Annotated in this window: 25 protein-coding genes; 9 read left to right on the top strand and 16 right to left on the bottom strand. The window is 73.3% G+C overall.

All coding sequences use genetic code 11. The features are described 5' to 3' along the window. Positions 1 to 18: 18 nt before the first annotated feature. The gene (locus OG335_RS39130) at positions 19 to 1,467 is read right to left on the bottom strand and encodes an aldehyde dehydrogenase family protein (protein WP_405009099.1); all 1,449 of its coding nucleotides are present in this window, start codon (positions 1,465 to 1,467) and stop codon (positions 19 to 21) included. 176 nt (positions 1,468 to 1,643) lie between these two features. On the opposite strand from OG335_RS39130, the gene OG335_RS39125 reads away from it, so the two are divergent. Then, positions 1,644 to 1,931, top strand: coding sequence for a putative quinol monooxygenase (locus tag OG335_RS39125; protein ID WP_405009100.1), 288 nt, complete (start codon positions 1,644 to 1,646; stop codon positions 1,929 to 1,931). A 60-nt stretch (positions 1,932 to 1,991) separates the two neighbouring features. On the opposite strand, the gene OG335_RS39120 is transcribed toward OG335_RS39125, so the two are convergent. From OG335_RS39120 to OG335_RS39065, 12 genes are all read right to left on the bottom strand, one after another. Continuing rightward, entirely contained in the window at positions 1,992 to 3,035 is a 1,044-nt protein-coding gene (locus tag OG335_RS39120; RefSeq protein ID WP_405009101.1) for a methionine synthase II (cobalamin-independent)-like protein, read from the bottom strand. After that, a complete protein-coding gene (locus OG335_RS39115) occupies positions 3,028 to 3,501 on the bottom strand; it encodes a heme-binding protein (RefSeq protein ID WP_405009102.1) in 474 nt (157 codons plus the stop codon). The genes OG335_RS39120 and OG335_RS39115 overlap by 8 nt, the downstream gene beginning before the upstream one ends. Continuing rightward, positions 3,498 to 4,286: an alpha/beta fold hydrolase gene (locus OG335_RS39110; RefSeq protein ID WP_405009103.1), complete on the bottom strand. Its 789-nt coding sequence runs from the start codon at positions 4,284 to 4,286 to the stop codon at positions 3,498 to 3,500. Before OG335_RS39110 ends, OG335_RS39115 begins: the two co-directional genes overlap by 4 nt. A gap of 29 nt (positions 4,287 to 4,315) precedes the next feature. Further along, positions 4,316 to 4,687: a VOC family protein gene (locus OG335_RS39105; protein WP_405009104.1), complete on the bottom strand. Its 372-nt coding sequence runs from the start codon at positions 4,685 to 4,687 to the stop codon at positions 4,316 to 4,318. A 33-nt stretch (positions 4,688 to 4,720) separates the two neighbouring features. After that, complete coding sequence (locus tag OG335_RS39100) at positions 4,721 to 5,530, bottom strand: fumarylacetoacetate hydrolase family protein (RefSeq protein WP_405009105.1); 810 nt, start codon at positions 5,528 to 5,530, stop codon at positions 4,721 to 4,723. Between the two features lie 4 nt (positions 5,531 to 5,534). Then, positions 5,535 to 6,983 (bottom strand): NAD-dependent succinate-semialdehyde dehydrogenase, encoded by a 1,449-nt coding sequence (locus OG335_RS39095; protein ID WP_405009106.1) that lies wholly within the window; start codon positions 6,981 to 6,983, stop codon positions 5,535 to 5,537. A gap of 36 nt (positions 6,984 to 7,019) precedes the next feature. Beyond that, complete coding sequence (locus OG335_RS39090; protein WP_405009107.1) at positions 7,020 to 7,943, bottom strand: VOC family protein; 924 nt, start codon at positions 7,941 to 7,943, stop codon at positions 7,020 to 7,022. A 233-nt stretch (positions 7,944 to 8,176) separates the two neighbouring features. Beyond that, positions 8,177 to 9,088, bottom strand: a complete 912-nt coding sequence (locus OG335_RS39085; RefSeq protein WP_405009108.1) for a LysR substrate-binding domain-containing protein — start codon at positions 9,086 to 9,088, stop codon at positions 8,177 to 8,179. Between the two features lie 221 nt (positions 9,089 to 9,309). Next, positions 9,310 to 10,263, bottom strand: coding sequence for a sugar ABC transporter substrate-binding protein (locus OG335_RS39080; RefSeq protein ID WP_405009109.1), 954 nt, complete (start codon positions 10,261 to 10,263; stop codon positions 9,310 to 9,312). A 34-nt stretch (positions 10,264 to 10,297) separates the two neighbouring features. Continuing rightward, a complete protein-coding gene (locus OG335_RS39075; RefSeq protein ID WP_405009110.1) occupies positions 10,298 to 11,305 on the bottom strand; it encodes an ABC transporter permease in 1,008 nt (335 codons plus the stop codon). Next, positions 11,302 to 12,828 (bottom strand): sugar ABC transporter ATP-binding protein, encoded by a 1,527-nt coding sequence (locus OG335_RS39070; RefSeq protein WP_405009111.1) that lies wholly within the window; start codon positions 12,826 to 12,828, stop codon positions 11,302 to 11,304. The genes OG335_RS39075 and OG335_RS39070 overlap by 4 nt, the downstream gene beginning before the upstream one ends. Before the next feature lie 38 nt (positions 12,829 to 12,866). Continuing rightward, entirely contained in the window at positions 12,867 to 13,430 is a 564-nt protein-coding gene (locus OG335_RS39065; RefSeq protein WP_405009112.1) for a carboxymuconolactone decarboxylase family protein, read from the bottom strand. A gap of 217 nt (positions 13,431 to 13,647) precedes the next feature. On the opposite strand from OG335_RS39065, the gene OG335_RS39060 reads away from it, so the two are divergent. Continuing rightward, positions 13,648 to 14,052 carry a cupin domain-containing protein gene (locus OG335_RS39060; protein WP_405009113.1) on the top strand — a complete coding sequence of 135 codons (405 nt, stop codon included), beginning with the start codon at positions 13,648 to 13,650 and terminating at the stop codon, positions 14,050 to 14,052. A gap of 171 nt (positions 14,053 to 14,223) precedes the next feature. On the opposite strand, the gene OG335_RS39055 is transcribed toward OG335_RS39060, so the two are convergent. Both OG335_RS39055 and OG335_RS39050 read right to left on the bottom strand, forming a co-directional pair. Next, positions 14,224 to 14,661 (bottom strand): SRPBCC family protein, encoded by a 438-nt coding sequence (locus OG335_RS39055; RefSeq protein ID WP_405009114.1) that lies wholly within the window; start codon positions 14,659 to 14,661, stop codon positions 14,224 to 14,226. 92 nt (positions 14,662 to 14,753) lie between these two features. Further along, on the bottom strand, positions 14,754 to 15,767 hold the full coding sequence (locus OG335_RS39050) for a class I SAM-dependent methyltransferase (protein WP_405009115.1): 1,014 nt from the start codon (positions 15,765 to 15,767) through the stop codon (positions 14,754 to 14,756). Between the two features lie 586 nt (positions 15,768 to 16,353). On the opposite strand from OG335_RS39050, the gene OG335_RS39045 reads away from it, so the two are divergent. The 5 genes from OG335_RS39045 to OG335_RS39025 all read left to right on the top strand — a co-directional run bounded on the left by OG335_RS39045 (position 16,354) and on the right by OG335_RS39025 (position 20,799). Next, the gene (locus OG335_RS39045) at positions 16,354 to 17,892 is read left to right on the top strand and encodes a sensor histidine kinase (protein ID WP_405015278.1); all 1,539 of its coding nucleotides are present in this window, start codon (positions 16,354 to 16,356) and stop codon (positions 17,890 to 17,892) included. Continuing rightward, positions 17,889 to 18,296 carry a roadblock/LC7 domain-containing protein gene (locus OG335_RS39040; RefSeq protein WP_405009116.1) on the top strand — a complete coding sequence of 136 codons (408 nt, stop codon included), beginning with the start codon at positions 17,889 to 17,891 and terminating at the stop codon, positions 18,294 to 18,296. Before OG335_RS39045 ends, OG335_RS39040 begins: the two co-directional genes overlap by 4 nt. Then, on the top strand, positions 18,293 to 18,652 hold the full coding sequence (locus OG335_RS39035; RefSeq protein WP_405009117.1) for a DUF742 domain-containing protein: 360 nt from the start codon (positions 18,293 to 18,295) through the stop codon (positions 18,650 to 18,652). Before OG335_RS39040 ends, OG335_RS39035 begins: the two co-directional genes overlap by 4 nt. Further along, positions 18,633 to 19,250 carry a GTP-binding protein gene (locus OG335_RS39030; RefSeq protein ID WP_405009118.1) on the top strand — a complete coding sequence of 206 codons (618 nt, stop codon included), beginning with the start codon at positions 18,633 to 18,635 and terminating at the stop codon, positions 19,248 to 19,250. The genes OG335_RS39035 and OG335_RS39030 overlap by 20 nt, the downstream gene beginning before the upstream one ends. Positions 19,251 to 19,317: 67 nt before the next feature. Next, a complete protein-coding gene (locus OG335_RS39025) occupies positions 19,318 to 20,799 on the top strand; it encodes a cytochrome P450 (protein ID WP_405009119.1) in 1,482 nt (493 codons plus the stop codon). Between the two features lie 148 nt (positions 20,800 to 20,947). Here the strand turns inward: OG335_RS39025 and OG335_RS39020 are convergent, their stop codons facing one another. After that, on the bottom strand, positions 20,948 to 21,313 hold the full coding sequence (locus OG335_RS39020; protein WP_405009120.1) for a PRC-barrel domain-containing protein: 366 nt from the start codon (positions 21,311 to 21,313) through the stop codon (positions 20,948 to 20,950). Positions 21,314 to 21,523: 210 nt separating this feature from the next. Here OG335_RS39020 and OG335_RS39015 point away from each other — a divergent pair, with 210 nt between their 5' ends. Further along, positions 21,524 to 22,003: a DUF5709 domain-containing protein gene (locus OG335_RS39015; RefSeq protein WP_405009121.1), complete on the top strand. Its 480-nt coding sequence runs from the start codon at positions 21,524 to 21,526 to the stop codon at positions 22,001 to 22,003. Between the two features lie 62 nt (positions 22,004 to 22,065). Then, positions 22,066 to 22,329, top strand: coding sequence for a UBP-type zinc finger domain-containing protein (locus OG335_RS39010; RefSeq protein ID WP_405009122.1), 264 nt, complete (start codon positions 22,066 to 22,068; stop codon positions 22,327 to 22,329). Positions 22,330 to 22,466: the final 137 nt, after the last annotated feature.

Raw genomic sequence — 22,466 nt, 5'->3', positions numbered from 1 at the left:
GGGCGGTGGTGCGGCCGGTCACGGACCGAAGTGGAAGGCGACGGTCTTGACGCGGGTGTAGAAGCGCAGGGCCTCGCCGCCCTGCTCCTTGAAGGCGGATCCGGAGGCGCGGAAACCGCCGAAGGGGTGGTGGACGTCCCAGCCGGAGGTGGTGGTGTTCACCGCGACCTGGCCGCAGTCGGCCGCCTCGGCGAACCGGTGCGCGGCCCCCAGGTCGCGGGTGAAGAGCGCGGCGGCGAGCCCGTAGTCGGAGTCGTTGACCTCCGCGAGGGCCTCGTCGAGGCCGTCGACCGGCCGCACGACGACGACCGGGCCGAAGACCTCCTCCCGCCAGATCGCCATCTCCCGGGTCACGTCGCCCAGGACGGTGGGCACGACGTAGCAGCCGTGCGCGTGCGCCTCGCCCTCGGGCACGCCGCCGCCGGCCAGCACGGTCGCCCCCTCCTTCACCGCACGGGCGATGTCCGCGAGGACGCCGTCCCGGTGGCCGCTGCTCGACAGCGGGCCGACGACGGTCGTGTCCTCGCCGCCCGGACCGATCCGCAGCGCGGCGACGGCGGCGAGCAGCAGGTCGGTGAACTCCCGGTACACCGACCGCTCGACGAGCACCCGGCTGGTAGCGGTGCAGCGCTGGCCGGTCTGGCCGAACGACGCCACGAGGAGCGCGCCGACGGCCTTGTCCAGGTCGGCGTCGGCGAGCACGACGGTGGCGTTCTTGCCGCCCAGCTCGCCCTGGAAGCGGACGTTGCGGTCGGCGAGCGAGCGGCGCAGCCCCTCCCCCACCGCGTTGCTGCCGGTGAAGGTGACGGCGGCGATCCGGGGGTCGCCGGTCAGGGCGTCCGAGATCCGGCCCACCCGGCCGGTCACCACGCCGAGCACACCGGCGGGCAGGCCCGCGTCGTGCAGGGCCCGGGCCAGCAGGAGGCCCGACAGCGGGGTCTCGGAGGCCGGCTTCAGGACGACCGCGTTGCCGGCCGCCAGGGCGGGCGCCAGCTTGCGGGCCGGCGTGAGCAGCGGGTCGTTCCACGGGGTGATGGCGAGGACGACGCCGATCGGCTCGCCGTGGAAGCTCGTGCGGGTGTCGGGCCGGGCGTCGTGGACGAGGGTGCCGTAGCCGTCCCGGGCGATCCCGGCGTAGTACTCGAAGAAGTCGGCGGCCTTCTGCACCTCGCCGCTCGCCTCCTTGAAGGTCTTGCCGTTCTCGGCGACGACGTCGGCGGCGATGCCGTCGGCCCGCTCCCGCAGCAGCCGCGCGGTCTCGAAGAGGACGCGGGCCCGGTCGAAGGGGCTGGTGCGCCGCCAGACGTCGAAGCCGGCCGCCGCGTGGTCGTGGATCCGGGTGACGTCCGCGGCGCCCAGCGCCGGGACCCGGGCGACCGGGGTGCGGAGGTCGGCCGGGTCGTGGACCGGCAGCCACTCGCCGGTCGTCACCCACTGCCCGCCTGACAGCGTCTCCAAGCTGCGCATCGGAATCGTTTCTCCCGTCGGTGGTGTGTGTGGTGACGACGACACCGCATCCGCGGCGAGCGGGCCAGACCTGCGGCGGCAGACATAGCTTGCGCACCGCGCACGGCCGGACGTGCCCGATCCGTGCTGGAATCGGCACCGCCCCGAGCCGTCACCGACCAAGGAGGAAGAACACCGTGGCATTCGCCGTCATCGCCCGTTACCGCTGCGAGCCCGCGGACGGGCCGGCCGTCCGCTCGGCCCTGCTGGACATGCGCAAGCACACGCTCGCGGAGCCCGGCAACCTCGCGTACGTCGTGCACGAGGACACCGCGCAGCCGGGCGCGTTCGTGCTGTACGAGCAGTACGCCGACCGTGCCGCGTTCGACGCGCACGCGGCCGCCGACCACTTCGCCGAGCTGATCCTGGGCCGGGTGCGGCCGGTGCTCGTGGAGCGCACCGTCACCTTCGCCGAGGTGCTCTGACCCGGCCTCAGGACGGTCCTGCGGCACCGGGAAGGGCCTCGTGCCCTTCCCGGTGCTCCGTCACAGCTCGTTGCCCCAGCACATGCGGGCGACGGTCTCCACGTGGATGAGCTTGCGCCGCTGCTGGTCGGCGGTGAGGGCCGCCACCCCGGCGACGGACGAGAAGCTGCGGTCCGGGCTCACCGCGACGTCCTCGATGTCCTTGAGGTCGGCGACGACGTCCATCCGCGCCATGATCGCGTCGATGTCCTCCAGCCCGGGGAGGGTCGCGTCCACGATGCCGAGGCAGACGTCCCGTTCGACGGGCACGCCGGCCAGCAGTGCCGTCTCGCCCGCCGATCCGGTGGTGTACGGCAGGATCCACCGGTCGACCGGCACGGCGGCGTACAGCCGCTCGGCGGCGGCGCGGTCGACCTCGGCCGGGGCCGTCCAGACCGGGCAGAGCCCGATGCGGACGTCGTCCGGCTTCGAGGCCAGGCCGACGGCCAGCGCGTCGACGGCGAGCGCGTCCTCGAAGGACAGCGCGGTGCGGCCGGCGTCGGCGGCGGCGTCGAGGTCCCGGGCGTAGTCCGGGTTGGTGAGCTGGACGTAGCGGATGCCACGCGCGACGAGCTGCTCGATCTCCTCGCGGACGATCGCGGCGAGGGCCTCGCCGAGCTCGCGGGCGCTCGCCGGGCCGGTGCCCGCCTCGAAGCACTGCGCGGCGAGGTAGGACGGCGCGGGCAGGGTCGCCTTCGCGGCGATGACGGTCAGCCCGGCGAGCTCCACGGCGTCGTCGGCGACCAGTGGCCGCACCGCCTTCGGGTCGCCGTCGGCGATCCAGCGGTCCATCCCGTCGACCGTCCCGCCGGTGCGGCGGAAGCCCGACACGGCGTCGAGGACGGCGCTGCGGAAGTCGGCCCGGCGGTACTCGCCGTCGGTGACGACGGACAGCCGCAGCTTGCGCTGCAGCGCCACCGCGTCGACCACGGCCAGGCGTTCGACCTCGCGGAGCTCCGCGGCGCCGAGCCCGCCCGCGGCGTGCTTCTCACGGGCCGCCAGCACCTCCGGCGGGCGGACGAGCCCGCCGTGGTGGTCGATGCGGAACTTGTACGTGTCAGCCATTCTTCTCCGCCTTCTTCGCGTCCGCCTGCTTCGCGCCGGCCCAGGCGGCGAACTCCAGCTCGTAGCCGAGCGCCGCCAGCACGTCGTCGCAGACCTGCTGGTCCTCGTCGCCGGTGCCGCCGGAGACGCCCAGGCCGCCGAGGATCTCGCCGTCGCGCTTGATGGTGACGCCGCCCTCGGTGGCGACGATGGGGTACGTCGTCATCTGGGAGAGCTGCGAGAAGAACACCGGGTTGCTCTCGGCCCAGCCGTGGAGCATCTTCGTCGGGCGCTGCATGACCGCGGCGCTGAACGCCTTGGCGCGGGCGATGTCCGGGGTGAGCGGGCGGGCGCCGTCCGAGCGGCGCACGCTCAGCACGAAGCCGCCGGCGTCGACGACGGCGATGCTGAACGCCTTGCCGATCTCCTGGCCGCGTGCGAGACACGCGGTGATGATCTCTTCGGCTGCTGCGGAGGAGAGGGTCATGCGGTGGCTGCCTTCCGGGCGGTGAGTTCGTTGCGCAGCACGGTGACGGCCGCGTTGAAGAGCGCCGGGGTCTCCCAGTACATCGAGTGCGGCGCGTTCGGGATGACCTTCAGGACGGAGCCCTCGACCATCTCGTGGGCCCGCTCGACGGTCCTGACGCTGATGACCGCGTCCTTCTCGCCGGCGAGGAACGCGACCTGCACGGGGGAGGCCGCGATCTCGGCGATGGTCGGGCCGTTGGCGCTGAGGTTGCGCAGGTCCTGCATGGTGGCGACGTTGAAGGTGCCCATCTGCCGGAACAGGAAGGTCTTCTCCGGCTGCTCCCGCTGGAACCTCCTGCTGAGCAGGCGGTCGATCACCGGCAGCTTGACGGCCTCGGCGCGGTCGGCGTCCACCAGCGGGGTCAGTTCCGGGTCGGAGATGCCGCCGAGGGAGTGCGCGAGGACGGCCATGCTGATGCGGTCGGGGCGGCTGAGGCCGGCGCGCAGCGCGGCGACGGCGCCGATGGACTGTCCGACGACCATCACGTCGGTCAGGTCCTCCTGGTCGAGGACGGCGATGAGGTCGCCGGGGAAGTCCTGGCCGTCGAACTCGGGCATGGAGGAGTCGGAGTTGCCGAAGCCCCTCAGGTCGACCGTCACGACCGTGAAGTCCCGGCTGAGCGTGGCGACCTGGTGCCACCAGGCGGCGTGGTGCCCGCCCGAGCCGTGCACGAACATGATCGCCGGGCCGCTGCCGTGGCGCTCGTAGTAGATGGAGGTACCGCCGGAGTCGGCGCGGGCCATGGGTGCTCCTTGCGTGGTGCGGGTGGGGGTCAGGAGGGGCGCTTGCCGTGGAACACCAGCTCGATCATGGTGTGGTCCGGGTCGTGGATGTAGCAGAACTTCGACTGGTTCTCGGGCCGCTCGATCGGGCGGGTGTGCCGGATCCCCAGCTCCTTGAGGTGCGCGAGGAAGTCGTCCCAGTCGTCGACCTCGACGGCGAAGTGGTACGGCGCCATGCGGTCCATCTCCTCGACCGGCGTGAAGTGCAGGTCGAAGTTGCCGCGGGTCATCAGCAGCACGCGGGTGTTGCTCTTGGCCTGGATGTGCCGCATCCCGAAGACCTTGGTGTACCACTCCCTGGTCCGCTCGGGGTCGGTGGTGGGGAAGTTGACGTGGTGGATGTAGCGGGGTTCCTTGCTCACGGCTGTCGCCTTTCGCTTCGTCGCGGGGTTGTCTCAGGGCCGGGCGGAGCCGGACCGCAGGGGCGCCGGCTCCGCCAGGACGGGGTTGGAGAGGACGCCGATGCCGCTGATCCCGACCTCGACGGTGTCGCCCGGCTCGATCTGGCAGGCCGACTCGGCCCCCATCCACAGCACGTCGCCGGGGTGCATCGTGTTGTGGCGGGTGATCTCGACGATGTAGTCGTACGGGTCGAAGACCATGTCGCCGGTGGCGAACTCCGCCCGGACCTCGCCGTTGACCCGCAGGGTGGTCGTCTGGGCCAGCGCGTCGACGTCGGTCTCGATCCACGGGCCCATGGGCTTGAACGTGTCGCTGTTCTTGCTCCGCCAGAACGTGCGGTCCCGGTGCTGCCAGGTGCGCGCGCTGACGTCGTTGCCGATCGTCCAGCCGAGGACGGCCGCGCGGGCCTCCTCGTACGTGGCGTTCCGCAGGGTGCGGCCGATGACGGCGACGAGTTCGGGCTCGGCCTCGAACCGGCCCTCGACGCCGGCCGGCTTCACGATGGGCGCGGTGTGGCCGGTGAGCGCGTTGTTGGCGCGGTAGCCGACCTCGGGGCGGGTGGGCACCACGCCGTTGGGGTCGCCGAGGGCGCGCGCGTGCTCGATGTGCCGCCGGTAGTTCATCCCGACGGCGTAGAAGACCGGCGGGACGACGACCGGCAGCCAGACCGCCGTGGCGGCCGGCACGCTGCCGGTGACGGACGGGTCGCCGTCGAGGGGCGATCCGGAGAGCAGGTGCACGTCGTCGCCCTCGACACGGCCCCAGACGGGCGCCCCGTCGACCGAGACACGGGTGTATCGCACCGGCTCAGTCCGTCAGCAGGTGGGAGACGCGCTTGGTGACCAGGTAGGCGTCCAGCCCCTCCGGCCCGCCCTCGCGGCCGTAGCCGCTGGACTTCACGCCGCCGGACGGCGCCTCGTGCACCGAGCCGCCGCAGTGGTTGATGGAGAGGATGCCCGCCTCCAGCTCGCGGGTGAGGCGCTCGGCCGTCGCCGTGGAGCGGGTGAAGCCGTACGCGGCCAGGCCGTAGGGCAGCGCGTTGGCGATGCGCAGCGCCTCGTCGAGGTCGGTGAACGGCACGATCGGGGCGATCGGGCCGAACGGCTCGTCCGTCATCAGCGCGGCGTCGTCCGGCACGTCGGTGAGGACGGTCGGCGGGTAGTAGTAGCCGGGCCGGTCGAGGCGGCTGCCGCCGGTGAGGACCTTGGCGCCGCGGGCGACGGCGTCGGCGACCAGGGCCTCGATCGCGGTGAGGCGCCGCTCGTTGGCGAGCGGGCCCATGGTGACGCCCTCGTCGAGGCCGTCGCCGACGACGGCTGCCTCCGCGGCCCGCACGAACTCCTCGGTGAAGGCCTCGACGAGGCTCTCGTGGACGAGGAAGCGGCTGGGCGAGGTGCAGACCTGGCCGGCGTTGGCGAACTTCGCGGCGGCGGCGCGGCGGGCCGCGGTCACCGGGTCGGCGTCGGCGCAGACGATGACCGGGGCGTGGCCGCCGAGCTCCATGATGGAGGGCTTCATCTGCGCGCCGGACGCGGCGGCGAGGAGCTTGCCGACGGGCACGGAGCCGGTGAACGCGACGAGGCGGGTCGCCGGGTGGGCGATGAGGTGGGCGGAGACCTCGGCGGGCTCGCCGAAGACGAGGTTGAGCACCCCGGCGGGCAGGCCCGCGTCCGCGAAGCAGCGGACGAGCTCGCAGGCGGTGCCCGGGGTCTCCTCGGAGGCCTTGATGACGATGGAGCAGCCCGCCGAGAGCGCGGCGGCGATCTTGCGCATCGGCGAGCCGGCCGGGAAGTTCCACGGGGTGAAGGCGGCGACCGGCCCGATGGGGTGGCGGCGCACGGAGAGCAGGGTGCCGTCCTCGGAGGGGATCACCCGGCCGTAGGCGCGGCGGGCGTCGTCGGCGTCCCAGCGCAGCGCTCCGGCGACGCGCCGGGCCTCGTTGGCGGCCTCGGCCAGCGGCTTGCCCTGTTCCAGGGTCATGATCCGGCCGACCTCGGCGGCGCGGGAGACCAGCAGGTCGGCGGCGCGGTGCAGGATGGCGGTGCGCTGCGCGATCGGGGTGCTGCGCCAGGTCTCGAACCCGGCGGCGGCCGCGGCGGCGGCCCGGTCGAGGTCGGCGGTGGTGGCCAGCGGCACGTGGCCGATCACCTGTTCGGTGGCCGGGTTGACCACCTCGGTGGTGCGTCCGGTCTCGCCCTCGCACCACTCGCCGGCGATGTACAGGCGGAGTGCGGGGTAACCGTGGTCGGTCGTCATGGGGGTGTGTGGCCTCTCACGCTCGGCGGGTGGGTGTCAGGAGTGGGAGTCGTCCGGCGTGTCGCGGGAGCTGCGCAGGGTCCAGATGTGGTGCGGGGGCGTCGTCTCGTGCACCCGGGTCCCGTACGAGTCGTCGACGCGGTCCATGTCGGCCGCGTACTCGACCCGGCCGCCGCACGGCGCGTGGACGAAGCGGAAGACGTTGGAGCCGACGGTGTGGCGGCCGAGCCTGCGGGCTTCCTGCCAGCCCTGGGCGATCATGTGGTTGCCGCCCTCGATCACGTCGTCGAAGCCGGGGACCTCGAACGAGACGTGGTTGTGCCCGGCGCGGTCGGGCCGGTGGCACAGCAGGAAGTTGTGCTGGTCGTCGTCGCCCTCGCACTGCATGAAGGTGCCCATCGGCTTGACGATGTCGGTGGCCCGGAAGCCGAGGCGGTCGAGGTAGAACGCCACCGCCTCCTCCCGGCCGGCCTTCGGGATGTTCAGGGCGACGTGGCACATGCGCAGCGGCCGGACCCGGCCGACGGAGCTCAGGGATTCGTTCCACCGTCGCACGCCGCCCGAGACGTTCGGGGTGCGGACGGCGGGCTCGGGCAGCGGGCGGGGCTTCGCCAGGGCGAGGCCGAGGCCGAAGCCGGTCTCGTCGGCGGTGTGCCGGGTGCCGTCGGCGTCGACGGTGACCTCGCGGTCGACGGCCACGAGAGCGGTCAGCGTCTCCAGTTCCTCCCGGGTGTCGACGCCCCAGACGACCTCGCGCAGGGTCGGCCCCGGCTCCAGGGCCGGCGGCAGCGACGGGTCCGGCTCGGTGTCGAGGTGGAGGGTCTGCCCGACGAGGGTCTCGAAGGTGGCGCGCCGGTCGTCCCGGCCGACGAGTGCCAGGCCGAAGTCCTCGAAGAAACGCACGCACCGATCGAGGTCGTCGACGCCGTACGTCACCGATTCGATTCTCTGGATTCCCATGGACTCCTCATTTCGCGGACCGGTCCGCCGCAGGTGTGCGGCCCGACGGCTGATGTGATCGTAATCTTCGGGCGCCCGGGTTTCGGCGGTCGCGCGGCACGCGTTCCGCAAGCATGTGTTGCAGGGCGGGTCGCGTTCCGCATCCGCGGGCGGGCGCCCGGCCGCGGCCGCCCCGGGGACGGCGAAGGGGCGGCCGGGGAGGCGGCGAGGGCGTGGCCGCGGCCGGGCGCGGGTCAGCGGGAGATCGCCGGGATCGGGTTCTCGGAGAACCAGCGCGTGAGGAAGTCCAGGAAGACGGTGATCTTGCGGGGGGTCTCCTGGCCGGGCCCGTAGATGGCGTAGAGCGGCCGGTCGGGCACGGCCAGCTCGGGCAGCAGCACCTGCAGGGCGCCGGAGACGAGGTCGTCGTAGGCCGGCCGCTGGGGCAGCAGCGCGATGCCGCGGCCGTGCACGGCGGCCTTCTGCAGGGCGAGGTACGAGTTGGACGAGAACGCGACGTTGCGGATCTTGTGCAGGGTGCTCGCGTGGCCGTGGCCGATCCGCCAGACCGGGTCGTTGACGTGGATCAGGCAGTCGTGGGACGCCAGGTCGTTGGGGTGCTCCAGGGTGCCGTGCTCCTCCAGGTAGCCGGCCGACGCGCAGAGCACGAACGGCAGGGAGGCGATCTTCTTCAGCCGGACGCTGGAATCCCGGAGGTCGCGGGTGTGGAATGCCACGTCGAATCCGCTGTCGAGGAAGTCGTAGGTGCGGTCCGACATTCCTCCCAGCTCGAATCTGATCTGGATTTTCGGATGGGCCGCGGAAAACGCCGCAATGGCCTCCCCGAGATCGAGACTGCCGATCCATTTCGGGCAGATGATATTGAGCGACCCCTCGGCCCGGTCGTGGAGGTGGGCGATCTCGGAGTCCTCCGCCTCGATCTCCTGGAGGATACGGCCGGCGAACTCGGCGTACCGCAGGCCGGGGCCGGTGAGGCTCACCGAGCGGGCGGTGCGGTTGACCAGCCGTACCCCGATCTGCCGCTCCAGCTCGGCCACGTGGCGCGACACGAGCGACCCGGAGGAACTCAGGAGCTTGGCCGCCCCGCTGAAACTGCCGACGTCGGCGACGGTGACGAAGCTGCGCATGAGAAGCAGACGGTCCATGGTTCCTCCTGGCCCCCCGGGGCGCCGGAGGGTGTCCGGGCCGCGGCGGGCGCGGTTGGTGCGGGTGCACGGGTGCGCGGTGCGCGCAGGGGTGCGGATCGGGGTAACGGCCGGGCGGCGGGGTGGGTTCCGGCCGGCGCGGGCGGTCGGGTTCCACCGGGTGCACGCGGTGCGCGCCGCACCGGTGGACCGGGCGGCGCGTATCCGGGAGCGGGTGGGTGTCAGGGGCAGTAGCGGGGGGCTTCGGCCAGGTTCTCCTTGGTGATGAGCGTGATCGGGGTCTTCGCGATCTTGTCGGCGCCGCCCTTGCGGAGCAGGTTCAGGCTGTTGTCGATCGCCAGTCGGCCGGTGGTCATGGCGGAGTTGGCGACGGTGGCCGAGAACCGTCCGTCCTTGACGGCCGCGAGGCCCTGCTCGGTGCCGTTGACCGTCACGATCTTGACGTTCTTGCCGGCGGCGGCGAAGGCCTTGCGCGCGCCGAAGGCCATCTCCTCGTTCGCCACGAACGCGTACGCCAGGTCGGGGTGCGCCTGGATCATGTTCTCGGCGACGTCCTGGGCCTTCGCGGCGTTGAACATGCCGGGCTGGTTCGCCACGACCCTGGCGTTCGACGGGAGCTGCTTGCTGAAGCCCGACGTGAGCAGGTCGGACGCGGCACCCGGTGCGCCGGCGATGATGCCGACCTCGGCCGCCTTGCCGGCGGCGTCCTCGGCCACCCAGTCGGCATCCAATTGTCCCACCTTGGTGAGATCGACGACGACCGCACCGAGGATCTCCGTGGGGTCGTCGGTGACGACCGAGGTGAGGAAGATCGGGATCTTCGCCGCCCTGGCCTTGGCTATGTCGCCCTTCAGGGCGTCGACGTTCACCGTCTGGACGATGAGCGCGTCGACGTTCCGCGAGATCATGTCCTCGATGTTGGACAGCTCGGTGCCGGGGTTCTGGTGGGAGTTCGCCGTGTAGAGCTTGACCTTGCTGCCGGTCGCCGTGGCCTCGACGGACTTCTGGAGGCAGGTGTGGAACTCGGTGTCGCCGCCGTTGACGAACCCGATCGTGACCGTGCCGTCCGCGGAGCTTCCGCTGCCCGACCCGGAGGTGCAGGCGGCCAGGGAGAGGGCGAGGCCGGTGATCGAGGCCGCCGCCGCGACTCTGCGGAGGTGGGGGAACTGAGGCATGGGTGAGTGCCTTTCCGAGCGTGTGAGGGAGGGGTCAGCGTCGGGAGGAGCGGTGGAGCTGGTTGGCGACGGCCGCCACGAGGAGGACACCGCCGACCGAGATCTGCTGGAAGTAGCTCGACACCTGGAGCAGGTTGAGCGCGTTGGCGACGACGCCGAGCAGGACGACGCCGAGCACGGTGCCGACCACGGTGCCGTGCCCGCCGGCCAGCGACGTGCCGCCGATGACCACCGCGGCGACGGCGGTGAGCTGGAGGGTGAGGCCACCCGTGCCGGGGCTGCTGGCCCCGAGCCGGGAGAGGAGCATCAGGCCGGCGAGTCCGGCGAGGGCGCCCGTCAGGCCGTAGAGCGCCATCTTGTGCCAGGCGACGTTGATGCCGCTGAGCCTGGCGACGTGCTCGTTGCCGCCGATGGCGAAGGCGTCGCGGCCGAAGACGGTGAACTTCATGGCCACGGCGGTCACCGCCATCACGAGGACGGCCGCGATCAGGAGGTTCGGCAGGCCGAGGGTCGACTCGTTGCCGAGCGTCGAGAGGTGCGTCCCGATGGAGACGCTGTGTCCGTCCAGCACCAGGAGGGCGACGCCGTCGAGCAGGGTGGCCGATGCGAGGGTCGCCACGAAGGGTGCCACGTTGGTGTAGGTCACCACGGCGCCGTTGATCAGGCCGATGGCGGTCGCCAGGAGCATCGACAGCACGACCGTGACCGTCGGGGACGTGCCGTCCGCCAGGAGCTGCGCCGCGACGGCCGTCACCACGGCGGCGGTGCCGCCCATCGAGAAGTCCATCCCGCCCGCGGTCATGAGCAGCGTGAGACCGGCGGCGATGACCGCGACCACGCTGACCTGCCGGAGGATGTTGACCAGGTTGGTGGAGCTCGCGAACGAGTCGGTCTCCAGGGTGGCGACCGTGACGACGACGATCAGCACGGCGAACAGGCCGGTGTGCGGGAGGCCGCGCAGCACCCGCAGCGGGCCGTGCGACGGGGAGTCTTGCGCGGGGCCCTTGGCGGCGGGCTTCTCCGGGGGCGCGGTGATGCTCATCGGGGTTGTCCTTTGAGGGCGGCGGCGACGAGTTCGTCGCGCGTGATGGCGGTGACGTCGTGCTCGGCGACCACGCGGCCGGCGCTGACGACGATCACCCGGTCGGCCAGCCGCATGACCTCCTCGGCGGAGGACGACGCGAGCAGGACGGCCACGCCGCGGGAGGCGAGGTCGTCGACCAGGGCGTGGATGTCGGCCATGGCCGCCACGTCCACGCCGTTGGTGGGGTCTTCGAGGAAGACGGCGACCGGTGAGGTCTCCAGCCACTTGGCGAGCAGCACCTTCTGCTGGTTGCCGCCCGACAGTCCGCCGACCGCGGGGTCGCGGGTCAGCGTCCTCACCCGGTACGCCTCGCGGAGCGGGCTCGCCCGCCTCGCCAGGTCCGACCAGCGCTGCAGGCGGCGCCGCGACAGCCGGTCGGTGGCCAGCATGAGGTTCTCGTCCACGGAGAGGTCCGGGATGAGGCCGAGGGCCCGGCGGTCGCCCGTCACGCAGCGCAAGCCGCTGGCGAGCGAGCGGGAGATCCGGCCGAACGGCACCACGGCGCCGTCGACCAGCATCGTCCCGGTGTCGGGGCGGCGGCGGCCGGAGAGCACGTCGAACAGCCTCGACTGCGCGTCGCCGGCGGGGCCGAGCACCCCCACGATCTCGCCCTTGCGGACCTCGACGGAGAAGTCCGCGACGGCCCGGCCCTGCCGCACGCCGCGCAGGGTCAGGGCGACGTCGTCCTTGGGCCGCGGGCGCTCCGGCCGGTGCGAGACGACGTCGCGGCCGACCATGGTGCGCACCAGCTTCGCCGGGTCGGTCTCCGAGGCGGGGCCGCTGTCGACCACGGCGCCGTCACGCATGACGGTGACGTGGTCGGCGATCGACAGCACCTCGTCGATGTAGTGCGAGATGTAGACGACGGCCATGCCGTCGTCGCGCAGGGTGCGGACGAGGCGCCGGATCTGCTCGGCCGCGTCCGCCCCCAGGCACGCGGTCGGCTCGTCCAGGATGAGCACCCTGCCGCCGCGCCGGACCTCCCGGGCGACCTCGACCATCGTCTGCTCGGCCACGGTGAGCCCGCCCGCGGGGCGGCGCACGTCGATGTCCAGGCCCAGGTCGGTGAGGGCCCGGCGGGCCTTCTCCTCCACGGACTTCCAGGACACGAACGCGTGGGGCGCGGGCAGGTCGCCGAGGAGGATGTTCTCCGCGACCGTCAGTTCCTTCACGAGCTCGCGGCGCTGGGGCACCGTCGAGATGCCGAGCCGGCGGGCCCGCCGGGCGGACAGCCCCGGCTGGGGCCGTCCGTCGATCTCGATGGTGCCGCTGTCGGCCTGGTACACGCCGGCCAGCACCTGGACGAGGGTGGACTTGCCGGCGCCGTTCATGCCCATCAGGGCGTGGACCTCGCCGGGGCGGATGTCGAGGGAGACCCCCTTGAGGGCCGCGGCGCCGCCGAAGCTCTTGCCGAGGTCGCGGATCCGGACCACGGGCGCCGTCGCGGTCGCCGCCCGGTTCGTCGCGGGCCCGGCGTGCACCGGGGACCCTCCGCCGGACGGCCGGTGGGTACGGGCCGTCACGGCTTGGACCTGTCCCCGCCGTCGGAGACGCGCTCGAACCCGCGGATGTCGGGGAACGGGGGCCGGCGGTCGGCCTGGAGGTCCACCTGGAAGGTGTTCAGACACATCCCGAGCATGGTGAAGTTGCCGAGGGCGCCGATCGCGTCGACCAGGCCCTGCGAGCCGAAGTAGCCGTGGGCCCGGGCGAAGGTCTCGTCCGACACGAAGTGGTCGACGAGCACCTCCCTGCAGAACTGGTAGAACGCCTGGTCCCCGTCGTTCTCGAAGACCGCCTCGCGGCGCTCCGCGATGGCCTCGACCACGGCCTCCGGCACGCCCGCCTCGACGGCCGAGGCCACGTGGGCGTTCCACGAGTACTGCGCGTCCCAGTTGCGGGCCGCCATCAGGAGCGTGAGTTCGCGCAGGTGCTCGGGGAGGCTGCAGTCGAAACGGGCGAACGCACCGAGCGACTCGACCCGCTCGCACAGCGCGGGGCTCTGGAGCCAGACCCGGAACGGGCCACGGACGCCACCCCGCCGCGCGACGATCCGCGCGGCGAGTTCCTTCTGGTGATCGCTCATCTCTTCGTCTGCCAGAACGGGAAGCCTCATGGTCGGGTCCTGTCTCTCATCCGTTAACACGGGTGGAACATCTGTCTGCTGGCTGCTGACCGTACCTCCGGACCGGGAGCGATCCACCCCTCCAGGAATGCAAGGTAAAACTGCACGCCAGGGCCCCCTCGTTCACCCGGACGGCACCTACCGTCGGACGGGACACCGACCTCGAAAGGGATTCACCATGAGCGTCATCATCAAGGCCGCCGTCGTCCGCCGGCTCGACCGCGGCGGGGCGATCGTCACGACCCCGCTGGTCACCACCGCGGCCGCGGACGGCGAGAACCTGATCACCAGCGGCATGAGCGTGTACCCGGTGGGATCCGGCGCCCCCATGCACTCGCACAACTGCGACGAGCACGTGACGATCCTGGAGGGCGAGGCGGAAGTGCTGGTGGAGGGGCAGGTGACCCGCCTGGAGCAGTTCGACACCACCTACATCCCGTCGCCGGTCCCGCACCTCTTCCGCAACGTCGGCACCACCCCGCTGCGGATCCTCTGGGTGTACACCTCGGGCACCGTGACCCGGACGTTCAGCGACACCGGCGTGACCGTCGAGCACCTGTCGGCGCAGGACCAGATGGCGTGAGACCCCGGTGGGCGTGAGCGGCCCGCCCCGGCCCGGCAACGGACGGCGGTGGACCGTCCGGCTTCCTCTCCGCGACCGTGAACAGCGGAGACGGCCCCACAGGATCCCGATCGTGGAAGTCGAGGGTTTCCTCATGACCGGGCCGCGCACGCGCGCCCGGGCGCCGCGGCGTCAGCCGCGGTCGAGCAGGTGCCGCATGACGCGCCGGAAGACCAGTCGCCCGCACCAGGCGGTCGGGCGGTCGAGGAGGCGCGGCAGCGCTGCCACCCGGAGATCCTCGCGCCACTGCACGACCGACCCTCCCCGGTACGGGCGCACCTCGATCTCGGCCCAGCCGGTCACCACGCGCCCGCGCTTCTCCAGCCGGCACAGCCCCGGCCGGTCGGCCTCCGGCGGCTGCCAGGCCGTCACGGTCATCGGGTCGTCGAAGCCGAACGGCCCGAGGGCGGTCCGCGCCGTGAAGCCGGCTCCCTCGCCCTGCGGGGACGCGCCGGTCAGCCGGATCACCGTGAACGGCACAGGGGCGGCGTGGCGCTCCCAGTCCGTCATCCGGCGCCAGGCCTCGGTGCCGGACAGCGCGGAACGACGGGTGATCCTCAGGAGCGCCATGCCGCGATCCTAGGCCGTGCCGGCCCGGCCGCCGGGGACCGACAGCCGGGGACCGACAGCCGGCGGCCGGGCAGCCCGTGAACCGGTCGGGCTCAGGATCCGTCCGCGGGGCGGCGGGCCGCCCACAGCGTGCGCGTGGACCGCACCACGAGGTCGTCGCGGTGGCGGACGTCCTGCGGGCCGCCGTCGAGGAGGGCCCCGAGGGCGTCCAGGTCGGCCGGGCCGACCCGGTCGCGGACGGCGCCGCGGATCCGGTCGAGCACCTGGTGCGCGTAGAGACCGGCACCGGCCGGCAGCGGGGCGCGCACCTCCAACTGCTCGGTGCGCTCGGCCTCGACCGTAAGACCTGCCGCCACCAGCAGTGCACCCCAGTCCGCGCCCAGGTGCGGCACCTGCTCGGCGTGGACCACCGACAGCACCTCGCGGCAGCGTGCCTCCAGGCCCGGGCCGCTCGTCCCGGGCCCGTCGCCCGGCTCCCCGGGCGCGTCGGGCGCGTCCTCCGGCAGGAAGCGCGGCAGCCCGTCCATCTCGACGACGGCCAGCAGGCCGCCGGGGCGCAGCGCGGCCCGGATCCCGGCGAGTCCCGCGGCGGGGTCGTCCAGGTGGTGCAGGGAGGCCGACGCCCAGACGAGGTCGGCGTCGGTGATGCCGGGCAGGCCGGCCGCGGCGTCGGCCTCCAGGGTGCGGACGCGGTCGCCGAGGCCCCTCGCGCGGGCGGCCGCGGTGAGGCGGTCGAGCATCGCGGGCGAGGTGTCGACCGCCGTCACCCGGGCCGCGGGAAAGCGTTCGAGCAGCGCGAACGTGCCGGTGCCGGTACCCGCGCCGAGGTCGACGACGTGGGTGACGGCGTCACCGGCCAGGTCGGCGAGCCGGCCGGTCACGGCGGCGAGGTACGGGGCGAACACCACGGCGTCGAGGTCGAGCATCTCGGCGAGGCCGTCCTCGTGACCGGGGCCGTGGTCGTGGTCGTGGTCATGGCCGGGGCCGTGGTCGTGGCCGGGACCGTGGTGGTGGCCCTGGCCGTGGTGGTGGCCGTCGGCGTGGGCGGGCGCGCCGGGGCGGTGCGACTCGGGCGTGTGCGGGTCGTGTGGTGCGGGGTGTGCCATGCGGCCGACCCTACAGAACCTTGCAGCAGAGGCATGCACTCTTGCCGATGACGCAAGAAGGCGGCGGATTCGACGGCGCCATGCGCAAGGCGCCGCCGATGCTCCCGTACCGCACGGCACCCCGACCGCGGTCGACCGCGCCCGGACGCCCGGACGCCCGGCCGCCCGGCCGCAGCGCGAGCGCACTGCTCGGCGGGCCCGGTACCACGGGCCGGACGGGCCGCGCGGCACATTCCGGCAGAGTCCGTCCTCATGGGCGAACCACGGGCTGACACCGGTACGTCAACCCCCTTCCGGGGCAAGCCTGGTGCACCACCGGCCCGGCACGCGCCCCCTTCCCACTGGTGTGCGAGTCACCTGAACATCCACCCGAAAGGAACGAAATCATCTATACAGAAGCATTGTTGAGGTTTCGTCAGATACCCGCCGCAACCGGCTATGCTGCTTCCCGCCCGGCGCACCGCTCCCCCGCCGCACCCGGGTGGCGTGGGGTGGCGCGCGCCCCCGGCCACGGGTGGCGCGCAGCCTCCGGCGCCGCCACCCCCCGCCCGTCCACCCCTGCTCTCCCGATCGTTTGAGGATGCTGATGCTTCGTGCTGGATCGTCACCCGGAGGTCAGGGCCACGCTCACGTCCTCGTGTGGCTGCTGCCCACGGCCCTGACGGCCGTCGCCGCCGTCGTCGCCGTCGCGGCGTCCTCCGCCGGCGCCCGTGCGGGTGTCGTCTGGTGCGGCGTCGTGGGTACGGCGGCGGTGGCCGTGGTGGCGGCCGAGGCTGCGCGCCGCGGGCGCGTGCTGGAGGCCCTGCGCGTGCAGTACGCCCGGCACGACGCCGAGTTGCGCCGACGGCTGGCCCGGCAGGAGACCGAAACGGTCCTGCTGGCCACGGTCGCCCTGCCCGAGGCCGTGTCGCGCCTCCAGCGCGGCGAGTTCACCGAGGACGTGCTGAAGGCGTACGAGTCGCACGAGACCGTCACCGGACCGGAGTTCCAGGCCGCGCGCCAGGCCGTGCTGCGCACCGTGCTGGAGGCCGTCGACAACGAGGAGGGCATGCGCGAGTCCGCGCAGCGGGCCTTCGTCAACATCGCCCGCCGGGTCCAGGCCATCGTCCACCGGCAGGCACAGGACCTCCGCGAGATGGAGGACCGGCACGGCAACAACCCGGCCGTCTTCGACGACCTGCTGCGCCTCGACCACGGCAACGCGCTGGTCGGGCGCCTCGCGGACAGCATCGCCGTGCTCGGCGGCGCCCGCCCCGGCCGGCAGTGGAGCAAGGCGGTGCCGCTCTACAGCGTGCTGCGCGGCGGCATCTCCCGGATCCTCGACTACCAGCGGGTCGAGCTCCACCCGGTGTCCGAGGTCGCCGTGGTCGGCCCCGCCGTCGAACCGCTCATCCACGCGCTCGCCGAACTCCTCGACAACGCCACCCGCTACTCGCCGCCCCACACGCACGTCCATCTGACCGCCGTCGAGGTGCAGACCGGCATAGCGATCGAGATCGAGGACGGCGGCCTCAGCCTGAGCGAGGAGGGCCGGGCCCGCGCCGAGCGGATGCTCAAGGAGGCCCAGGCGGGCATCGACCTCAACGACCTCGGCGAGACCCCCCGGCTCGGTCTGGCCGTCGTCGGCCGGCTCGCGCAGGCGTACGGCTTCCAGGTCTCGCTGCGCCCCTCCGCGTACGGCGGCGTCCGCGCCGTGCTGATCGTGCCGCAGGACCTCCTGACCACGGCGCCCGCCCCCGGGCGGGCCCACGGCATCGGCGCCGGCCCCGGCCTCTCGCCGTCGGGCGCGGGACGGGTGCGGGGCACCTGGACGGTGCCCGCGCCGTCCACGGAGCAGTCCTTCGGGTCGGCCCAGGGGGCCTTCTCCGGGCCGGTCACGGCCGACGGCGACATCGCCGTGGTGAGCCGCCGGACCCCGAACGGCCTGCCGCAGCGCCGCCGCCATGCCGCGCCCTCCCGCGCCGCGGGCACCCCGGCGGCGCCCGCGGTCCCCGAGCCGGCGCAGGCGCCGGTGCAGCCGGGAATGTGGCTGGCGGCGTTCAACGACGGGGTGAACGGCCACGCATCGCCTGCGGAAGGCGGCGGCCGCACCAGTGACGAGTCTGCAGGGAAGGGCGAGCAGTGATTCAGCAGCGGACCAACATGGACTGGATGCTCAAGGAACTGGCGGACGGCGTCCCGCACGCCCGGCACGTCGTCGTGCTCTCCGCCGACGGCCTGCGGATGGCGCAGTACGGCACCGATGCCGACACCGCGGACCGCCTGGCCGCGGCCTGCGCCGGCCTGCAGAGCCTGGCCGCCGCCGTGGGCCACGAATTCCCGCACGGCGACGGGCGGATGCGGCTGGTCGTGATCGAGATGGGCGGCGGCTTCTTCTACCTGATGGCCGCCGGCGCCCGGGCGTACCTCGCGGTGCTGGCCGACGCGGGCGTCGACGCGGGGCTGATGGGCCAGCGGATGCGCGACCTCGTCGCCCGGATCGGCGAACACCTCAGTACGCCTCCGCGCAGCGGCGAGCAGGTCGCGTGAGTGCAGCCGACCAGGACTGGGACGAGGGCCACCCCGAACGTCTCTACGTGATCACGCGCGGCCGCAGCGGTATGGCCGCACGGACCACGTTCGACCTGGTCACCCTGGTCGTCTCCCGTTCGGAGCCGACGCCCACCCTGCCGCCGGAGCACGCGGCGATCCTGCGGATCTGCGGCTCGCCGCTCTCCGTGGCGGAGATCTCCGCCCACCTGCGGCTGCCCGTGAGCGTGATCACCGTGCTCCTGACGGACCTCCTCGCCGAGGAGCGGATCGAGGCCCGCGCCTCCGTCCCGCCCGCGGCCCTTCCCGACCGTGCCCTGCTGGAGGCGGTGATCCATGGACTTCAGAAGCTCTGACACGGTGGTGGGGCCGCAGCACGCGGACCTGCTCCCGGCCACGGCCGCCACGGCGGTCAAGGTGGTGATCGTGGGCGGTTTCGGCGTCGGCAAGACGACCCTGGTCGGCTCCGTGAGCGAGATCCGTCCGCTCACCACCGAGGAGACGATGACGCAGGCCGGGGCGGGCATCGACGACACCGCCGGGGTGGAGCGCAAGACCTCCACCACCGTCGCGATGGACTTCGGCCGCATCAGCATCAGCGACGAACTGGTGCTGTACGTGTTCGGCACGCCCGGGCAGGAACGGTTCTGGTTCCTCTGGAACGGCCTGTTCGAGGGGGCCCTCGGCGCGGTCGTCCTCGTCGACACCCGCCGCCTCGAAGTCAGTTTCGACGTGATCGGGCGGCTGGAGGACCGCGGCGTGCCCTTCGTGGTCGCGGCCAACACCTTCCCCGAGTCGCCGGCCTACCCGACCGAGGAGCTCCGCGCCGCGCTCGACCTGCCCCCCGAGGTGCCGATCGTCGCGTGCGACGCCCGGACCCGGGAGTCCAGCCGCGACGTCCTGATGGCGCTGATGCGCTACCTGTACCACCTCTCGGCCCCGGCCGTGCACTGACCGTGCTCCGCCCCCACCGCCCGATCGCCCGATACGCCGACCGCCTCACGCCGACCCCGGAGATGCCGTGACCACCGCGTTCCCTGACGATGCCTCCCTCACCCCGCCGCCCGGCTGCCCCGCCCACGGGCTCGGGCTCGGGGCCGACGGCCTCCGGCGGCTCTACGGGCCGGAGGCCGAGGCCGACCCGGCGGGACTCTACGAGAAGCTGCGCGCCGAGCACGGCGAGGTGGCGCCCGTCCTGCTGCACGGCGACCTCCCGGCCTGGCTGATCCTCGGCCACGCCGCGAACCTCACGGCCATGCGCACGCCGTCCAGGTTCTCCCGGGACTCCCGTCGCTGGACGGCCTTCCAGGAGGGCCGGGTGACCCCGGACAACCCGCTGATGCCGGTGATCGCCTGGCAGCCCCTGTGCGTGTTCGCCGACGGCGAGGAGCACAAGCGCCTGCGCGGGGCGGTCACCGACAGCCTGAACCGCTTCGACCGCCGCGGCATCCGCCGCTACGTCACCCGCTTCGCGGACCAGCTGATCGGGGAGTTCGGACCCGACGGCCGGACCGACCTGATCGCCCGGTTCGCCGAGCACCTGCCGATGCTCGTGATGACGCAGGTCGTCGGCATGCCCGAGGAGTACGGCCCCAGGCTGGTCGACGCCGCGCGGGACCTGATGAAGGGCACCGAGACGGCCATCGCGAGCAACGACTACGTCGTCGCCACGCTGCGCCGGATGATGGAGCGCAAGCGGGAGGAGCCCGGCTCCGACCTGGTGTCCTGGCTCATGCGGCACGATGCGGAACTGACCGACGACGAGGTGCTGGAGCACCTGCGGGTGGTGCTGCTCGCCGCGAACGAGACGACCGTCAACCTGATCGCCGACACCCTCAAACTCGTCCTGACCGACCGGCGGTTCCGCGCCCACCTCTCCGGCGGGCACATGACCCTGCCCGACGCCCTGGACCAGGTGCTCTGGGACTCCGCCCCGATGTCGCTGGTCGCGGGGCGCTGGGCCACCGGCGACACCGAGCTCGGCGGCCAGGAGATCAGGGCCGGCGACATGCTGCTGCTCGGTCTCGCCGCAGGCAACGTCGACCCGGCCATCCGCCCCGACCTCACGGCGCCGCTCCACGGCAACCGTTCGCACCTCGCGTTCGGTGGCGGCCCGCACGAGTGCCCCGGCCAGGACATCGGCCGGGCCATCGCGGAGACCGGCATCGACATCCTGCTGACCCGCCTCCCCGACCTGGAACTCGCCGTGCACGAGAGCGAGTTGACCTGGACATCGGCCTGGATCTCCCGTCACCTGGTCGAGCTCCCGGTCCGCTTCACCCCGCGGACGGCGACCGCCGGGGAGCCCCCGGCCGCCGGCGGCACGGTGCCCGCCACCCCGACGACGGTACCGACCGCACCGACCGCACCGACGACGGCACCGCCGCCCGCGGCCGCGCGGCCCGTGGACCCGCCCGCACCGGCCCCGCACCCCGCCGCCACGGCCGCCGTCCCCCGGCAGCGGCGCTGGTGGAGCGCACTCACCGCGCGGTTCCGGCGCTGACGGCTCCCGGACTTCGACCGGGCTTCGACCGGGGCTCGACCGGGACTCCACCCGGGCCGGCACGACCGGTCCGACCGGTCCGACCGACACGCGCCTGCGGGCCGCCACCCCGGGGTGGCGGCCCGCAGGCGCGTGGAGGAACGGGCGGTCAGAGGAACGGGCCGCTGTAGAACGGGCCGTAGTAGCCCGTGTAGGCGTCCTGGAGAGCGCTGTCCGGGCCGTGCCGGTCCGGCTCGAACTCGGGTCCGCCCTTGATCTCGTCCCTGCTGCGGTCCACGTGGACCTTCCGGCCCTCCCGGTCGACCTGGACGACGGTGCCGGCGGGCAGCAGCACACGCCTGCCGAAGATCCACGGGCCGGTGTCCACGACGAGGTACGCCGAGCCGACCTCCTCCGACAGCCGGTCGATCCTGCCGATGTGGCCGTCGGTCGCCTCGACGTGGTACCCCACCAGGTCCGTGCCGGAGACATGGCCGGCCGTCGTACGGAACTCCCAGATCTCGGTGCCGCTCATGGCGCCTCCCTTGCGTCCTCGTGCCGCACCGGCTGTACCCGGCGCGGTCGGTCGTGCAGGGCTCCGCCTGCCCCGCACCCGGCGGCCCACACGGGTGGGCCCTGCGCTCCCCCCGGCCCGGGGCCGGGGAGCGCCGCCGAGTGGGCGGCCGCCGGGCAGGCGCCGTACGGTGGGCGTGGCGGCTGCGGCGCACCGCGCCCGGAGGTGATCATGAGCAGCAACGGCGGCACGGAGAACGACGGCCCGCCCACCGGGGGCGGCGACGACCAGCAGGACACCGGTCCCCTGGATCCCGAGAACACACTGGACGACCGCGGGTACGACGACGTCCTGGACGAGGGCTACTCGCCACCGGAGCGCCCGTACGGCGTCGACCGGCCGGGCACCACCGTGGCGGAGCAGCGCGACGGGGAGAGCCTCGACCTGCGGCTGGCCCGCGAGCTGCCCGACGTCGCGCCGGACGACGGCGACGGCATCGGCGACCTGGCGGGCGGCGACGGGGAACCGGTGGACCGCGAGGTCGGCGACGACCGGGCGGGACGGCTGGTGGCCCCCGACGAGGGCACCCACGGGACGGTCGACCGGGAGCTCCTCGCCTCCGACGTCGGGATCGACGGCGGGGCGGCCTGCGCCGAGGAGGCCGCCATGCACATCGTGCCGCCGGAGGAGCCCGGCACCGAAGCCCCGTAGGACGGCGGGCGGCCCGCCCCCGGGCAGGCCGCCCCGACCCGGCGACCCGCCCGGAGGCTGCCATGACGACCCCGCCCGACCCGCACCTGGCCATGGTCCGCGACGTCGCGCCGCGCACGCCGGAGGGCTGCGAGGACTGCCTGCGCCTCGGATCGTCCTGGGTGCACCTGCGGCTCTGCCTCACCTGCGGCCACGTGGGCTGCTGCGACTCCTCGCCGCTGCGCCATGCGAGCGCCCACGCGGCGACCGCCGACCACCCGGTCGTCCGCTCGTTCGAGCCGGGCGAGGACTGGCGCTGGTGCTACGTCCACGAAGCCGTGGTCTGAGCCCGGCCCGCCATCCCGGGCCCGCCGCGGGGCCGCCCGGGGCCGATCGGGTGGCGCGTGCCGTGTCCCGGTGCGGGCGGCACGCGGCGCCGTGGGGAGTGCGATTCAATCCCACGGTGCGCCGGGCGCTCGACAAG

It is taken from the genome of Kitasatospora sp. NBC_01539 (genome assembly GCF_045040525.1).
In the GTDB taxonomy this organism is placed as follows: domain Bacteria; phylum Actinomycetota; class Actinomycetes; order Streptomycetales; family Streptomycetaceae; genus Kitasatospora.
The sequence above is the reverse complement of the archived record's forward strand: the minus strand, read 5'-3'. Positions and strand labels throughout refer to the sequence as shown.

Bases quoted from the DNA above. Each gene is read 5' to 3' on its own strand.
- OG335_RS39130 (WP_405009099.1), bottom strand. From the start codon at position 1,467: ATGCGCAGCTTGGAGACGCTGTCAGGCGGGCAGTGGGTGACGACCGGC.
- OG335_RS39120 (WP_405009101.1), bottom strand. From the start codon at position 3,035: ATGGCTGACACGTACAAGTTCCGCATCGACCACCACGGCGGGCTCGTC.
- OG335_RS39115 (WP_405009102.1), bottom strand. From the start codon at position 3,501: ATGACCCTCTCCTCCGCAGCAGCCGAAGAGATCATCACCGCGTGTCTC.
- OG335_RS39110 (WP_405009103.1), bottom strand. From the start codon at position 4,286: ATGGCCCGCGCCGACTCCGGCGGTACCTCCATCTACTACGAGCGCCAC.
- OG335_RS39095 (WP_405009106.1), bottom strand. From the start codon at position 6,983: ATGACGACCGACCACGGTTACCCCGCACTCCGCCTGTACATCGCCGGC.
- OG335_RS39090 (WP_405009107.1), bottom strand. From the start codon at position 7,943: ATGGGAATCCAGAGAATCGAATCGGTGACGTACGGCGTCGACGACCTC.
- OG335_RS39085 (WP_405009108.1), bottom strand. From the start codon at position 9,088: ATGGACCGTCTGCTTCTCATGCGCAGCTTCGTCACCGTCGCCGACGTC.
- OG335_RS39080 (WP_405009109.1), bottom strand. From the start codon at position 10,263: ATGCCTCAGTTCCCCCACCTCCGCAGAGTCGCGGCGGCGGCCTCGATC.
- OG335_RS39075 (WP_405009110.1), bottom strand. From the start codon at position 11,305: ATGAGCATCACCGCGCCCCCGGAGAAGCCCGCCGCCAAGGGCCCCGCG.
- OG335_RS39065 (WP_405009112.1), bottom strand. From the start codon at position 13,430: ATGAGCGATCACCAGAAGGAACTCGCCGCGCGGATCGTCGCGCGGCGG.
- OG335_RS39060 (WP_405009113.1), top strand. From the start codon at position 13,648: ATGAGCGTCATCATCAAGGCCGCCGTCGTCCGCCGGCTCGACCGCGGC.
- OG335_RS39055 (WP_405009114.1), bottom strand. From the start codon at position 14,661: ATGGCGCTCCTGAGGATCACCCGTCGTTCCGCGCTGTCCGGCACCGAG.
- OG335_RS39050 (WP_405009115.1), bottom strand. From the start codon at position 15,767: ATGGCACACCCCGCACCACACGACCCGCACACGCCCGAGTCGCACCGC.
- OG335_RS39045 (WP_405015278.1), top strand. From the start codon at position 16,354: ATGCTTCGTGCTGGATCGTCACCCGGAGGTCAGGGCCACGCTCACGTC.
- OG335_RS39030 (WP_405009118.1), top strand. From the start codon at position 18,633: ATGGACTTCAGAAGCTCTGACACGGTGGTGGGGCCGCAGCACGCGGAC.
- OG335_RS39020 (WP_405009120.1), bottom strand. From the start codon at position 21,313: ATGAGCGGCACCGAGATCTGGGAGTTCCGTACGACGGCCGGCCATGTC.
- OG335_RS39015 (WP_405009121.1), top strand. From the start codon at position 21,524: ATGAGCAGCAACGGCGGCACGGAGAACGACGGCCCGCCCACCGGGGGC.
- OG335_RS39010 (WP_405009122.1), top strand. From the start codon at position 22,066: ATGACGACCCCGCCCGACCCGCACCTGGCCATGGTCCGCGACGTCGCG.